Raw genomic sequence first — 14,846 nt, forward strand, 5'->3', positions numbered from 1 at the left:
TTAATTAGTTTGCTTCTCAAAATATGAGAAATTTACACTAAAGTATTTAATCTAATATACGTCTTTTACTTCAAGTCTTCAATTTTTATCAAAAAAAACAGCATCAATTGATGCTGTTTTTTTAGTTAGTCTTTCTTTAAATTTTCATTAAGCAAGAATTCCATTAATGCTTTTTGTGCGTGCAAACGGTTTTCTGCTTCAGACCAAACCACAGAGTTTTTGTGATCAAGCATATTTTCTGAAATCTCTTCGCCACGATGAGCAGGTAAGCAATGCATAAACAAACAGTCTGGATGTGCTAAATCCATGAGTTTTTCATTTACTTGGAAGTCAGCAAATGCTTTTTCTCTTAATTTTTGTTCTTCTTCTTGCCCCATGCTTGCCCAAACGTCTGTCACGATCAGATCAGCATTCACCGCGGCATCTTCAGCTTTATTGAAAACTTCAACACAGTCAGCAAATTCAGCTAAAAATTCAGGTTTCGGTTCGTAACCTTCTGGAGATGCAATTTTGAGTTTGAAACCCATCATGTGAGCAGCTTCGATATACGAATTACACATGTTATTGCCATCACCAATCCATGCAACTGTTCGACCTTTGATACTACCTCGATGCTCTTCATAAGTTTGCAGATCTGCAAGAAGTTGGCAAGGGTGATGATCGTCAGTGAGACCGTTGATTACAGGTACAGTAGAATAAGACGCAAAGCGCTCTACGATGTCATGACCGAATGTACGAATCATAACGATATCTAGCATGCTTGAAATTACACGAGCTGAATCTTCAATTGGTTCGCCACGACCAAGCTGAGTATCGCGCGGAGATAGGAAAATGGCACTACCACCGAATTGGCAAATTCCAGCTTCGAATGAAATACGAGTACGTGTACTTGATTTTTCGAAGATCATTCCCAAAACTTTACCAACAAAAGGCTGGAATACCGTATTGCTATGTTGCATGCGTTTAAGTTCATGAGCACGATCTAAAATGCGTTGCAATTCTAAAGAAGACAGGTCTCTTAAAGTCAGGAAATGCCGAAGCGCCATAATTACTCCCACAATAATTATTGAATAAAAACAATAATTAATTGTTGTTTAATGGGTGGTGAACAAAAAACGAATTGACTACTATACTATACGCTCAAGAAAAAGCAAAAGAATTAGACTTTTTGATGAGCTTTTAGAAACAAATCAACAGAAAAATCAATATAATCAAATATTTCTTTGTCTTCAGCGGGTACATCTAGACCCATCAAAATACGCCATTCAACATCCCGAAGAATTCCAAAATACATCGTGGCTGAAAATTGTGGCTTTTCGCAAAAAATTTCACCTGAATGATGAGCTTGTTCTAGCGCAAGTGATACACTATTTTGAATGTTCATCGGACATTTATTATAAAGATAGTGGGCAAGGTCGGTATTGTTCTGTGATTGCTCAAGAAACATACGCATGAATGCAATATTTTTAGGCTGTATGATGTGCTGATAAAATCTTTGCAGCGTTTGTACAAGGTAATTTCTTAAGTTTGTAACATTACAAATGTATGGTAAGCATATATCTTTGAAGAAGACTTCGCGGCGGTAATCGCAGATCGCAGTGAAAAGCCCTTCTTTATTGCCAAAATACTTATAAATTGATGTTTTTGAACCGCCGGCATGATGAACAATATCATCTAAAGAAACAGCGTCATAACCGCGTTCTAAGAACAGATCAGTTGCACAAATCAGCAGTGCAAGTCGACGCTCTTGCCCACGACGAGTTTGAGGTTGTTCACAACTTGGATAACAAAGATCAGTCATTACTCTGGCTTAGATATAGCGGGATTTTTAATAGTATATCAAAAACCCTATGTAAAGTATGGTTATGAGCTAGATCAATGTTTCAAAACGTCTCAAATAAAAAGCGAGTCACATTGACTCGCTTTTTATGGTTTATGCACTGCGCACTTCGTCATCATCCTCGTCATCAGCAGAGTCCATACCAAGCTCCTTTAACTTTCTGGTCAAGGTATTACGTCCCCAACCTAAAAGTTCAGCCGCATGACGTTTACGACCACGAGTTTGTTGAAGTGCTGCATTAATCAATGTTTTCTCAAACATTGGAGTGGCGATGTCTAAAAGTTTCATTTCGCCATTTTTAAGTTTTTGAATTGCCCATTGACCCAATAACTCATCCCAGTGATGAACAGCAATTCGATCTACGATTGCAGGACTAGTCGTTGCAACAGGTGCAGTTGGATCATTGTTCAATTTTTGGAGAGGAACTTGCTTCAATTCAGCAGGCAGATCTTCAGGATAGACTTCACGGCCTGTGATCATCACAGTTAACCAACGGCAGGTATTTTCTAATTGACGGACGTTGCCCGGCCAAGGTAACTGCTGCATGTAATCTGTGGTTTCAGATCTAAGAATTTTAGGGCTTACACCAAGTTCTTTGCCTGCACGAGCAAGGAAGTGTTGAGCAAGCATCGGAATATCTTCGCTGCGATGAGCAAGCTTTGGAATATGAATGCGAATAACATTGAGACGATGATATAAGTCTTCACGGAAGCGACCTTCATTCACTAATTTTTCAAGGTCTTGGTGCGTTGCAGCAACAATACGCACATCGACTTTTACTGGAACATGCCCGCCTACACGATAGAACTCACCATCAGCGAGTACGCGAAGTAACCTAGTTTGAGTCTCAAATGGCATATCACCAATTTCATCTAAGAATAGTGTACCGCCATTTGCTTGTTCAAAACGTCCTTGATGTTGAGTGTTAGCGCCTGTGAAAGCACCTTTCTCATGTCCAAATAACTCAGTTTCAATCAAGTCTTTTGGAATAGCAGCCATGTTTAATGCAATGAAAGGTTTTGCACGACGTGGTGAGTGTTTGTGCAGAGCATGTGCAACTAACTCTTTACCTGTACCTGATTCACCGTTAATTAATACGGTAATATGAGATTGTGATAAGCGACCAATTGCACGGAAAACCTCTTGCATTGCAGGAGATTCGCCAATGATTTCTGTAGATTGCAGAGGTGCTGCTGCTTTGGTTGCTTCTTGTTGCTGCAGCTTATTGAGATGTAGAATCGCACGATTAACTAAAGCGAGTGCTTCATCAATATCAAATGGTTTTGGTAAATACTCAAAAGCACCCGTCTGATAACTTGAGACAGCAGACTCCAAATCTGAGTGTGCAGTCATAATGATGACTGGAAGTTCTGGATGAGTATTTTTAACTTTAGATAAGAAAGTTAAACCATCAATTCCTGGCATCCTGATATCAGTTAGAATGACATCAGGGGCTTCATCGTGTAAACGTTCAAGCGCTGTTTGTGCTTCTTCAAAATTGGTAACGTCAAAACCTTCTTCTTTGAATGTTTTTTCAAGTACCCAACGCATGGCACGATCGTCATCAATTACCCAAATTTTATTTCGTGACACGGTCTGACTCCCAAGGTAGATATAAGCTAAATATGGTTTTTCCAGGAATGGATTGACATTCAATCATTCCGTTATGTTGATGCATAATATTTTGCGCGATACTGAGGCCTAAACCTGTACCTTTTGCTCGCCCAGTGACTAAAGGGTAAAATACTGATTCTAAAATACTTTCTGGTACACCTGGTCCATTGTCCTCAATATCTACTCTTACCGTTGAACGGTTTAAAACACCATTTATGGTGACGAGACGTTGGATACGAGTGCGAAGGGTAAGCTCTGGTTCAGAATCTACGAAAAATTCTTTATTTTCAGTCATCGCTTGCACAGCATTTACACTGATATTCAGCATGACTTGAATAAGTTGATCTCGGTCGGCCATAACATCTGGCAGAGATAAGTCATAATCACGTGTGATCTTAATTTTTTTCTTGGTCTGGTTCGCGATTAATGATCTAACTCTTTCTAATGGCTCATGGACATTAACATGTTCATAACTTGGTAATTGGCGTGAACCTAACATGGTATCAGCGAGATTAGTTAATCGATCAACTTCATTAATAATGATATCTGTAAATTCTCGATAACTATCATCACTTAAGCTTCGTGCAAGTAATTGTGTTGCTCCACGAATGCCTGCTAAAGGATTCTTAATTTCGTGAGCAACACCACGAACAAGTTGACGAGCAACTTGATGTTGTTGCACTAAATTTTCCTCTTTCGAAATTTTAAGCATTCGATCGATAGGGTTGAGTTCAATTAATAATAATGGGTGATAGCTTTTACCTGAATTTAATTGGGAAACGGTATAGTCAACATGAATTGGTTTGAAGTTGACATTAATTACAGCTTCACGTCGGGTGTAATGCTGACCACTGTTTAAAGTATTAAGCAAGGCTTCGTAAGTATTAAAAGTATCATCATGTGCATGGAGCAAATTTAAGACAGGTTGACCTGATGCGCGCAATAAACTGATATCAAACAATGCTTCACAAGCTGAATTCAGATAAAAAATATTTAGCTTACTATCGACCAATAAGATGGCAGTCGTCAGATTATCTACTAGAAGTCGATAGTCGATAGTGGTGTGTTGATCCATTTGTGAATCGTCCTGTATTAAAATGGCGCAATTAATATCAATATAAAAGAATAGCCATTAACGTAATGAATCTTAATAATGCAAAATACAAGCCAACTTTGTATTAGCGGAATTTCAATAACTTATTTCGTTAATGTTCTATTTATACGTTATTTTTCACATACATTAAGTTATTTTGAAATTTTATAGTGTTCTAAATTGGTGCAATGTTGGTTTTTGTTAAAAATACTGGTTGTATTTTGGTGCATTACACAAAGAGATGGCTTTGCGGCTATGCGGAAGGCGAGAAAAGACATACAATACGCCGATTCAAGTGGAGCGCAGATTCATGAAGACCCCCAAAGTCGGTTTTGTATCTTTAGGTTGTCCTAAGGCATTGGTAGATTCTGAACGAATTTTAACTCAGTTAAAGACTGAAGGTTATCAAGTTGCATCAGATTATGACGGTGCAGATTTGGTTGTTGTTAACACCTGTGGTTTTATTGAATCTGCAGTACAAGAGTCTTTAGACGCGATTGGCGAAGCCATGAGCGAAAACGGTCGAGTTATCGTAACAGGTTGTTTAGGTAAAGACGAAGACAAAATTCGCCAAATGCACCCAAATGTACTTAAAGTAACAGGTGCGGCAGCATATCAGGATGTAATGGAAGCTGTACATGAGTATGTACCTGCACCGCCAAAACACAATCCTTTTATTGATTTAGTCCCTGAACAAGGTGTGCGGTTGACACCTAAACACTACGCTTATTTGAAAATATCAGAAGGGTGTAATCACCGTTGTACATTCTGCATTATTCCAAGTATGCGAGGTGATCTAGTATCACGTCCAGTAGGCAGTGTATTAGACGAAGCAGCAGCATTAAAGCGCGCTGGCGTCAAAGAAGTTCTCGTAATTTCTCAAGACACTTCAGCTTATGGCGTGGACACAAAATACAAATTAGATTTTTGGAATGGTCAGCCTGTTAAAACTAAGTTTTACGACATGTGCGAAGCGTTAGGGCAACTTGGTATTTGGGTACGCCTACATTATGTCTACCCATATCCACATGTTGATGCAGTAATCGATCTAATGGCTCAAGGGAAAATCCTGCCATATTTAGATATTCCTTTTCAGCATGCCAGTCCGCGCATCTTAAAATTGATGAAGCGACCAGCTCATAGTGAAAATACGTTAGAGCGTTTGAAGTTGTGGCGTGAAAAATGCCCTGAATTGGTGATTCGTTCTACCTTCGTGGTTGGTTTCCCTGGCGAAACAGAAGAAGACTTCCAAATATTACTTGATTGGTTAAAAGAAGCTCAGTTGGATCGCGTAGGTTGCTTTACTTATTCACCTGTAGAGGGTGCAACGGCAAATGATCTTCCTGATCACGTACCTGAAGAAATTAAGCAAGAACGTTATGAACGTTTTATGGAAGTCCAACAGGAAATTTCTGCTGCAAAATTACAAAAGCGTATCGGTCAAAAGATGACTGTGCTTGTAGATAGCTTGGAAGATGAATTTCCAGTAGCGGTAGCGCGTTCTTACGCGGATGCACCTGAAATTGACGGTAATGTTTTTGTAGAAGATATTGATAAAAGTGTGATCAAAGCAGGTGATCTGCTTGAAGTCGAAATTACTGATGCGGATGAATATGATTTATTTGCAAAGTTAATTCAGATTAAGTCTGCTTAATATTAAATGCGAAAAAAGAATTTATGAGATTGGTCGATTTGGAGTAAAAGTATGTCAGCTTCTAAAAATCCACGTTATGCACGTATTTTGTTAAAGCTTTCTGGTGAAGCTTTAGCGGGTAATAAAGATATGGGTATTGATGCCCAAGTCCTTGATCAAATGTCGCTTTCGATTGCTCACTTGGTTGGTTTAGGAGTACAAGTCGGAATTGTAGTTGGTGGCGGTAACTTATATCGTGGAAGTCAGTTACAAAAAGACGGTTTGGTTGGGCGTGTAACTGGTGACCAAATGGGGATGCTGGCTACAGTTATGAATGGTTTAGCAATGCGTGATGCATTAGTGCGTCGCAACATTAAAACACGTTTAATGTCTGCTCTTCCGATCGGAACAGTTGTTGAATCTTATTCAAGTCGTGATGCGATTCGTCATTTAAGCCAAGGTGAAGTTTGTGTGTTTGTAGCAGGAACGGGAAATCCGTTCTTTACAACTGATACAGCAGCTTGTTTGCGTGGTATCGAGATTGAAGCAAACCTTATTTTGAAAGCAACTAAAGTTGATGGTGTTTATAATAAAGATCCAAGTAAATATGATGATGCGGTTAAGTATGATAATTTAACTTTCGATCAAGTGCTTGATGAAAAGCTTGGCGTGATGGATTTAACCGCAATTTGCTTATGCCGTGATCATAACGTCCCATTACAAGTATTCGATATGAATAAATCGGGTGCTTTACTTTCTGTTGTTATGGGTGAAAAAGAGGGTACTCACGTTACGAATTAATGTACGTGAGACCGAAAGCTCTTTATACTAATGTTTAAATATTTTGTAATACCTAATGAATAAGTAAGGAAGATCATATGATTAACGATCTCAAAAAAGATAGCGAACAGCGCATGCAGAAAACACTTGATTCTTTAGAACAAGGTTTTGCTAAAGTTCGTACTGGACGTGCTCACCCATCAATTTTAAATGGTGTGATGGTTCCTTACTATGGTTCTGACGTTCCTTTGAATCAAGTTGCTAACGTAGGTGTTGAAGATTCTCGTACGCTTATTGTTCAGCCATTTGAACGTACAATGGTTTCTGCAATTGATAAAGCAATTCGTGAAAGTGATTTGGGTTTAAACCCAATTACAGCTGATTCAATTCGTGTGCCTTTACCTGCGTTGACTGAAGAAACTCGTCGTGACATGCAAAAAGTTGCTCGTAATGAAGCTGAAAATGCAAAAGTTGCTATTCGAAACATTCGTCGTGATGTTTTAGGTGATATCAAAGCATTATTGAAAGAAAAAGAAATTTCTGAAGATGATGAACGCCGTGCTGGTGAGGATATTCAAAAGATCACAGATAAATATGTTGCAGAAGTAGATAAACGTCTAGCTGCAAAAGAAGCAGAATTAATGAAGGTCTAATTTTTATGACCTTACAAGAAGAACCGCTTCTTCCAAAACATGTTGCCATCATTATGGATGGCAACAATCGTTTTGCAAAAAAAAATAAATTGCAAAAAGGTGATGGGCATCGTGAAGGTAAGAATGTCCTTGATCCGATCGTTGAACATTGTAAAAGAGTTGGTGTTCAAGCTTTAACTGTTTTTGCATTTTCAAGTGAAAATTGGAATAGACCTCAGTTCGAAGTTGATTTGTTAATGAAATTGTTAGAAGACACAATTCATGAACAACTACCTCGAATGGAAAAATTCAATATAGCATTACGTTTCATTGGTGATCGTTCTAAATTATCAAATGAATTAAAAGATTTAATGTTATATGCAGAACAAAAAACGGCATCTTTCAATTCTATGACTTTAACGATTGCAATTAGTTATGGCGGAATGTGGGATATGGCGCATGCAGCCAAGTGTATCGCTCAAGATGTTGTAGATGGAAAAGTTCAAGTAGATCAGATAAATGTTGATTTATTCGATAAATATGTCAGTCTAAATGACTTACCTGCCGTAGATTTATTAATACGTACAGGTGGAGATTATCGTTTATCTAACTTCTTACTTTGGCAAGCGGCATATGCAGAATTGTATTTTACAGATACATTATGGCCTGAGTTTACAGTAAAAGAATTAGACCACGCTTTTGATGTATTTTCAGGGCGAGAAAGACGTTTTGGTAAAACATCTGAACAGATTCAACAAGCGAAAATAGAGAATTAATAATGTTAGAGCGGATTATAACCGCATTGGTATTAGTTGCTGTTGTTTTAAGTTGCATGTTTGCAACGCAATCACATTATCCAATGTTTATTCTTATGATATTAGCTGCGGGGGTGGCTGGATATGAGTGGTTTAAACTTATGCCTCATGGCGAAGCACTGGTTTCAAAGCCTAAAGCTTGGATTTATGGTGGATGCGTAGCAGCAGTTTCAACTCTTGCGTTGTTTTTTGATGATGTTGCTTTATTGCTGTGGGCTGCGTCTATTTTATCTTGGCTAGGTAGTATTTACTGGGTCAAAAACTTCCCAGAATCAGATAACTGGTATAACGTATCTTTGTATGCCATAGGTTTTATCCTAATTTCTGCTGCGGTCACTGCATTATATTCAGTTTGGCATAGTTCACCATGGTGGTTAATGTATTTGTTCCTCCTTGTTTGGGGGGCGGATAGTGGTGCATATTTTGTCGGTCGTAAGTTTGGTAAGAAAAAACTTGCTCCAACAGTTAGCCCGAATAAATCAGTTGAAGGATTATATGGTGGTATTGCGACGACAGTAATTATTATGTTGGTTGTACAATATTCATATTTAAATTTAACTGCTATTCAACTTATCTTATTTCTAGTTCTATCAATCATCACAGTCTTTGCATCTGTTCTAGGTGACTTGTTTGAGTCAATGATTAAACGCCGTGCTGGAATCAAAGATTCTGGTCGCGTTTTGCCTGGACATGGTGGTGTACTTGACCGAATTGATTCTTTGCTTGCGGCAGCACCAATTTTTGCTGCAGGTATGTATATTTTGAAACTCATTGGTGTAGATCTTTAAATGACGCAAGCTGTTTGTATATTGGGTGTCACTGGTTCAATTGGTCAAAGTACATTAAAAGTATTGGAGCAGCATCCAGACCAATACAATGTGTTTGCAGTCTCTGCATATAGTCGTTTAGATGAACTTTTAAAAATATGTAAGCAACATCGTCCAAAAGTTGTTGTTGTGCCTAATGAAAAAGCACTTGAGTTAAAACAACTTTTTAATCAAGAAAATTTAATAAATATAGAGATACTCACTGATCAATCTGGCTTGATTGCAATCGCTGAACATAACGATGTTGATATTGTCATGGCAGCAATTGTGGGTGCTGCAGGATTACTTCCTACTTTGGCGGCTGTAAAAGCTGGCAAAAGAGTACTCCTAGCAAACAAAGAAGCATTAGTGATGTCAGGTGATATTATGATGCAGGCTGCACGTCAGCATGGTGCATTATTATTACCTGTTGATTCTGAGCATAATGCGATTTTCCAGTCTTTACCGCATGATTATCTGGATGCAGAAAGAACAGGACAGCCTCAGTTAGGTGTTTCTCAAATCTTATTAACGGCTTCAGGTGGACCTTTTTTAAATCATACCCTTGATCAATTAAAAGATGTGACACCTCAACAAGCTTGTAAACATCCGAATTGGTCAATGGGACAAAAAATCTCAGTCGATTCTGCCACTTTAATGAATAAAGGTCTTGAGCTTATCGAGGCTTGTCATTTGTTTTCAATTTCAGAACATTTTGTTACAGTCGTAGTTCATCCACAAAGTATCATTCATTCAATGGTGCAATATGTGGATGGTTCAACTTTGGCACAAATGGGAAATCCTGACATGTGTACTCCAATTGCACATGCGTTGGCTTGGCCAAAACGTTTAAAAACAGATGTTCCTGCATTAAACCTATTTGATGTAGCTCACTTAAATTTCCAATCTCCTGACACTATTCGTTTTCCAGCATTAGATCTTGCTCGTCAAGCAATGCGTGCTGGTGGGTTGGCACCAACTGTGCTCAATGCTGCAAATGAAGTTGCAGTTGCAGCATTTTTAAAACAGCAGATAGGTTTCACACAAATACCACAAGTTGTCGATTATGCTTTGCAAAATGTACAAAATGCTAAAGCAGAAAATATAGACATCATTTTGCATACTGATATGATCGCAAGACAAATTGCTGAAAAACACATTGTGGATATAGGAGGCTAAATCGTATGAATGCACTGTTTATGATTGTTGCAGCGATTTTGTTGCTTGGTCCATTAATTGCGATTCATGAATTTGGTCATTATTGGGTGGCACGTAAACTCGGCGTAAAAGTTCTAGTATATTCAATTGGTTTTGGTCCTACTTTATTAAAATGGCAGTCTAAAAAATCAGGTATTCAATATCAATTGTCAGCATTACCACTTGGTGGCTACGTAAAAATGCTAGATGAACGAGAGGGAAATGTTGCTGCTGAAGATTTGCCGTATGCTTTTAATCATCAGTCTCCTTGGAAGCGTATAGCCATTGTTGCAGCAGGTCCTTTAATCAATTTGATCTTTGCTATTTTCCTATTTTGGATTCTATTTTTACCTGCTCAAGAACAGCTTAACACGCGTATTGGGAAAATTATGCCAAACACACCAGCTGCTCAAGTTGATTTAAAAGTTGGTGATAAAATCATAGAGGTGGATGGGCAAACAACGCCGACATGGGAAAAATTAAACTATACGCTTGTTGATAGAGTTGGCGAAACTGGACAAGTTTCAGTTGTTGTTGATCGGAATGGTACTGAGAAGCAATTTAGTTTACCGATTAAAGATTTTTTAAAGGATCAGAGCCAATCACCATTGGATGTTTTAGGCTTTCTTCCATACCGTCCAGTGATTCCTGCAACTGTTAAAGAGCTAAGTGAAGATGGTGCAGCGATTCGTCAAGGCATGAAAGTTGGTGATCGTATAGTTTCGATCAATGGTGTCGCCATGAAAGATTGGTTCGATGTCGTTGATGTAGTGCAAAAATCTCCTGAAAAATTACTCAATATTGCTGTTGATCGTAAAGGTCAAATTGTTAACTTACAGGTTATGCCTCAAGGTCAGCGAGATAATATGGGTAATGTATCGGGCGTGCTTGGTGTGAAAAGTGATGTAGGAAAGATCACTATCCCGAATGAATACAAGCAGACAATCCAATATTCACCACTAGAAGCTTTAGGTGTTGCAGTTGATAAAACTGTTCAGCTCTCTAACATGATTTTTAACTCAATTGTTAAAATGGTGCGTGGTTTAATTGGTTTGGATAATTTATCTGGTCCAATTACGATTGCAAAAGTTGCGGGTCAAAGTGCTGAAATGGGATGGCAAACATTCATATCCTTTATGGCATTGATGAGTGTAAGTTTGGGTATTTTAAATTTATTGCCTATTCCTATGCTCGATGGTGGTCATTTAGTTTATTACTTTATCGAAGCAATTCGTGGTAAACCTGTTTCTGAACAAATACAGATATTTGGTCTAAAAGTTGGTATGGTACTGCTCGGTAGCATGATGCTTTTGGCTTTATTTAACGACTTCATGCGCTTATAAGCGCAAATGGAATTTAACTTACTGGAAAATATATGGGCATGCGTCACACACATTTATTAATGCCTTTGGCACTGGTTAGTGCGATGGCAGCGGTACAACAAGTATACGCAGCAGATGAGTTTATTGCACAAGATATACGAATTGATGGCCTTGTGCGTTTAACACCTGCGAGTATCTATTCGATGTTACCAGTAAATAGTGGCGACAGAGTCAGCGATCCAATGATTGCCGAATCGATTCGTACTCTTTATGCTTCGGGTCTTTTTGATGATATTAAGGCATTTAAAGAAAATAATGTCCTTGTTTTCAAAGTGATTGAACGCCCTGTAATTTCAAAATTGGAATTTAAAGGCAATAAACTTATTCCGAAAGAAGCCTTGGAACAAGGTTTAAAAAAGATGGGAATTGCTGAGGGCGAAGTTTTCAAAAAATCTGCTTTGCAAATTATTGAAACAGAACTTGAGCAGCAATACACACAACAAGGTCGTTATGATGCTGATGTAACGGTAGAAACTGTTGCTCGACCGAATAACCGCGTTGAATTAAAATTGAATTTCAACGAAGGTACTCCAGCAAAAGTTTTTGATATCAATATTATTGGTAATACGGTATTTAGTGACAGTGATATTAAACAGGCTTTCGCTGTTAAAGAAAGTGGTTGGGCATCTGTCGTTACACGTAATGACCGTTATGCACGTGAGAAAATGGCTGCGAGCTTAGAGGCTTTACGTGCTTTATATTTAAATAAAGGTTATATCAACTTTAATATTATTAACTCTCAATTGAATATTAGTGAAGATAAAAAGAATATCTTTATTGAAGTATCAGTTGATGAGGGTAGCCAGTTTAAATTTGGTGAAACAAAATTCTTAGGTGATGCTCTATATAAGCCAGAAGAATTACAAGCTCTAAAACTTTATAAAGATGGTGAAACTTATTCACAAGAAAAAGTGAATGCTGTAAAACAGTTATTGCTTCGCAAGTATGGTAATGCTGGTTATTACTATGCTGAAGTAAACGTAGTTCCTGAGATTAATAATCAGACTGGTATCGTTAATTTAAATTACTATATCAATCCAGGTCAGCAAGTTACAGTTCGTCGTATCAATTTTACTGGTAATAGTAAAACAGCTGATGAAGTTTTACGTCGTGAAATGCGCCAAATGGAAGGTGCATTGGCAAGTAACGAGAAAATTGATCTCTCTAAAGTTCGTTTAGAACGTACAGGTTTCTTCAAAACTGTAGATGTCAAACCAGTTCGTGTTCCAAATTCTCCTGACCAAGTTGATTTAAATGTGAATGTTGAAGAACAACATTCAGGTACAACAACTCTTGCTGTGGGTTATTCTCAGAATGGTGGTATTACATTCCAAGCGGGTCTGAGCCAAACTAACTTTATGGGTACAGGAAATCGTGTATCTGTTGATTTATCTCGTTCTGAAACTCAAGATTACTACAACCTCAGCGTAACTGACCCATACTTTACAATTGATGGTGTAAGCCGTGGTTACAACGTTTACTATCGTAAAACCAAATTAAATAAAGACTATAACGTTAATAACTATGTAACTGATAGTTATGGCGGTAGTTTAAGCTTTGGTTATCCTATCGATGAAAATCAAAGTCTAAGTGCTTCTTTGGGTATTGATAAGACCAAAGTGAGAACGGGTCCAAGTGTTTCAACTTATATTCGTGACTATTTATTAGCGAATGGTGGTAAAGCTACGGGCAAGTCTACTTGGTGTCCTAGTGGCGAGTTTGAAGAAGATGCAGATGGTAATGTTGAAATTGATCCTATAACTGGCTTACCAAAATGTAAGGGTGGTTATGAAGACTACGAAAGTGCATTTGAAGGCGAATTCTTAACCTATATGCTTAATTTGGGTTGGTCTTATAATACATTAAACCGTCCAATTTTCCCTACTTCGGGTATGTCACATCGAGTTGGTTTAGAAGTTGGTTTACCAGGCAGTGATGTTGAATACCAAAAAGTGACTTATGATGCGCAAGCATTTATGCCATTAGGTAATAATTTTGTACTACGTGGCTATGGTAAGTTGGGCTATGGTAATGACTTGCCGTTCTACAAAAACTTCTATGCAGGTGGTTATGGCTCTGTACGTGGTTATGAAAACAGTACTTTAGGTCCAAAATATCCGAGTGTCATTTTCCAAGAAACAGGAAAAAATGACCCGAATCCAGAAGAAGTTGGTGGTAACGCCTTAGTACAATTTGGTACTGAGCTTGCGATACCTTTGCCATTCAAAGGTGATTGGACTCGTCAAGTAAGACCTGTAGTGTTTGCTGAAGGTGCACAAGTCTTCGATACACAATGTGATGTGCCTAAAGGCGATCTTTTAGTTGATGGTAATAGTGTTGATATCAAACAATATTGTAAAGATAACTATAAGTTTGATTTTGGCAACATGCGTTACAGTGTTGGTGTTGGTTTTACTTGGATTACGATGATCGGTCCTTTATCTCTAAGCTATGCATATCCGCTTAATGATAAGAAAGGCGATGATACAAAATCTATTCAATTTGAAATCGGTCGTACTTTCTAAGTACGACTTTTCCCTAAAAATATAGAAAAGGAAGTAAGAAATAATGAAAAAATTATCAATATTGATGGTTGCTTTAGGTTTAACGGTTACAGCAAATGCCGGTGGTATTGCGGTTGTAGACTTAGCTAAAGTTGTTGAAAGTAGTACATATCTAAAGCAGCAAAATGCTAGTTTAGGTCAATCGGTAAAACCTACTTCGACTAAACTAGAGCAGTTAGGTAAGGAAATTGAAGGTCTTCAACAGAAAGCTCAATCAGCGAATCAAGCTGATTTACAAAAACTTTCTGCTCAATACCAAGCCAAAGTTAATGAGTTCAATACAACTCAACAAAGTTTACAAACTAAAGTACAGTCATCTCTACAAACGATGAATACAACTTTTGAAAATCGTGTAAAGCAAGCTGCTGAACAATTGAGAAAAGAGAATAACTTAGACTTTATTTTAAATAAAAATTCTACGATTGCCTCTGACGCTCAGTATGATTTAACTGATAAAATGATCCAAAAGGTCAATGCAATGAAATAATCA

Annotated in this window: 13 protein-coding genes; 9 read left to right on the forward strand and 4 right to left on the reverse strand. The window is 37.9% G+C overall.

The genetic code is table 11. From position 1 onward, the window contains the following. Positions 1 to 125: 125 nt before the first annotated feature. The 4 genes from argF to glnL all read right to left on the reverse strand — a co-directional run bounded on the left by argF (position 126) and on the right by glnL (position 4,529). Positions 126 to 1,046, reverse strand: a complete 921-nt coding sequence (gene argF, locus F948_RS06370) for an ornithine carbamoyltransferase (protein WP_004915611.1) — start codon at positions 1,044 to 1,046, stop codon at positions 126 to 128. Between the two features lie 113 nt (positions 1,047 to 1,159). Further along, the gene (locus tag F948_RS06375) at positions 1,160 to 1,801 is read right to left on the reverse strand and encodes a TetR/AcrR family transcriptional regulator (protein WP_004961684.1); all 642 of its coding nucleotides are present in this window, start codon (positions 1,799 to 1,801) and stop codon (positions 1,160 to 1,162) included. A gap of 132 nt (positions 1,802 to 1,933) precedes the next feature. Beyond that, the gene (gene glnG, locus F948_RS06380) at positions 1,934 to 3,433 is read right to left on the reverse strand and encodes a nitrogen regulation protein NR(I) (protein ID WP_004961687.1); all 1,500 of its coding nucleotides are present in this window, start codon (positions 3,431 to 3,433) and stop codon (positions 1,934 to 1,936) included. Beyond that, positions 3,420 to 4,529 carry a nitrogen regulation protein NR(II) gene (gene glnL / locus F948_RS06385; protein WP_004954561.1) on the reverse strand — a complete coding sequence of 370 codons (1,110 nt, stop codon included), beginning with the start codon at positions 4,527 to 4,529 and terminating at the stop codon, positions 3,420 to 3,422. The genes glnG and glnL overlap by 14 nt, the downstream gene beginning before the upstream one ends. Positions 4,530 to 4,857: 328 nt before the next feature. On the opposite strand from glnL, the gene rimO reads away from it, so the two are divergent. From rimO to F948_RS06430, 9 genes are all read left to right on the forward strand, one after another. Continuing rightward, positions 4,858 to 6,201, forward strand: a complete 1,344-nt coding sequence (gene rimO / locus F948_RS06390) for a 30S ribosomal protein S12 methylthiotransferase RimO (RefSeq protein WP_004915625.1) — start codon at positions 4,858 to 4,860, stop codon at positions 6,199 to 6,201. A 51-nt stretch (positions 6,202 to 6,252) separates the two neighbouring features. Beyond that, a complete protein-coding gene (pyrH, locus tag F948_RS06395) occupies positions 6,253 to 6,981 on the forward strand; it encodes a UMP kinase (protein WP_004662027.1) in 729 nt (242 codons plus the stop codon). A 77-nt stretch (positions 6,982 to 7,058) separates the two neighbouring features. Then, a complete protein-coding gene (gene frr / locus F948_RS06400) occupies positions 7,059 to 7,613 on the forward strand; it encodes a ribosome recycling factor (protein WP_004915629.1) in 555 nt (184 codons plus the stop codon). A gap of 5 nt (positions 7,614 to 7,618) precedes the next feature. Continuing rightward, positions 7,619 to 8,368 (forward strand): polyprenyl diphosphate synthase, encoded by a 750-nt coding sequence (uppS, locus tag F948_RS06405; protein WP_004915632.1) that lies wholly within the window; start codon positions 7,619 to 7,621, stop codon positions 8,366 to 8,368. Positions 8,369 to 8,370: 2 nt separating this feature from the next. Next, positions 8,371 to 9,195 (forward strand): phosphatidate cytidylyltransferase, encoded by an 825-nt coding sequence (locus tag F948_RS06410; RefSeq protein WP_004961691.1) that lies wholly within the window; start codon positions 8,371 to 8,373, stop codon positions 9,193 to 9,195. Beyond that, complete coding sequence (gene ispC / locus F948_RS06415; protein ID WP_004961694.1) at positions 9,196 to 10,392, forward strand: 1-deoxy-D-xylulose-5-phosphate reductoisomerase; 1,197 nt, start codon at positions 9,196 to 9,198, stop codon at positions 10,390 to 10,392. A gap of 5 nt (positions 10,393 to 10,397) precedes the next feature. Next, positions 10,398 to 11,753, forward strand: coding sequence for an RIP metalloprotease RseP (gene rseP / locus F948_RS06420; RefSeq protein WP_004961696.1), 1,356 nt, complete (start codon positions 10,398 to 10,400; stop codon positions 11,751 to 11,753). Positions 11,754 to 11,785: 32 nt separating this feature from the next. Beyond that, complete coding sequence (bamA, locus tag F948_RS06425; RefSeq protein WP_004961698.1) at positions 11,786 to 14,317, forward strand: outer membrane protein assembly factor BamA; 2,532 nt, start codon at positions 11,786 to 11,788, stop codon at positions 14,315 to 14,317. A gap of 43 nt (positions 14,318 to 14,360) precedes the next feature. Then, a complete protein-coding gene (locus F948_RS06430) occupies positions 14,361 to 14,843 on the forward strand; it encodes an OmpH/Skp family outer membrane protein (RefSeq protein ID WP_004961701.1) in 483 nt (160 codons plus the stop codon). The last annotated feature ends 3 nt before the right edge of the window (positions 14,844 to 14,846 follow it).

It is taken from the genome of Acinetobacter junii CIP 64.5 (assembly GCF_000368765.1).
In the GTDB taxonomy this organism is placed as follows: Bacteria; Pseudomonadota; Gammaproteobacteria; order Pseudomonadales; family Moraxellaceae; genus Acinetobacter; species Acinetobacter junii.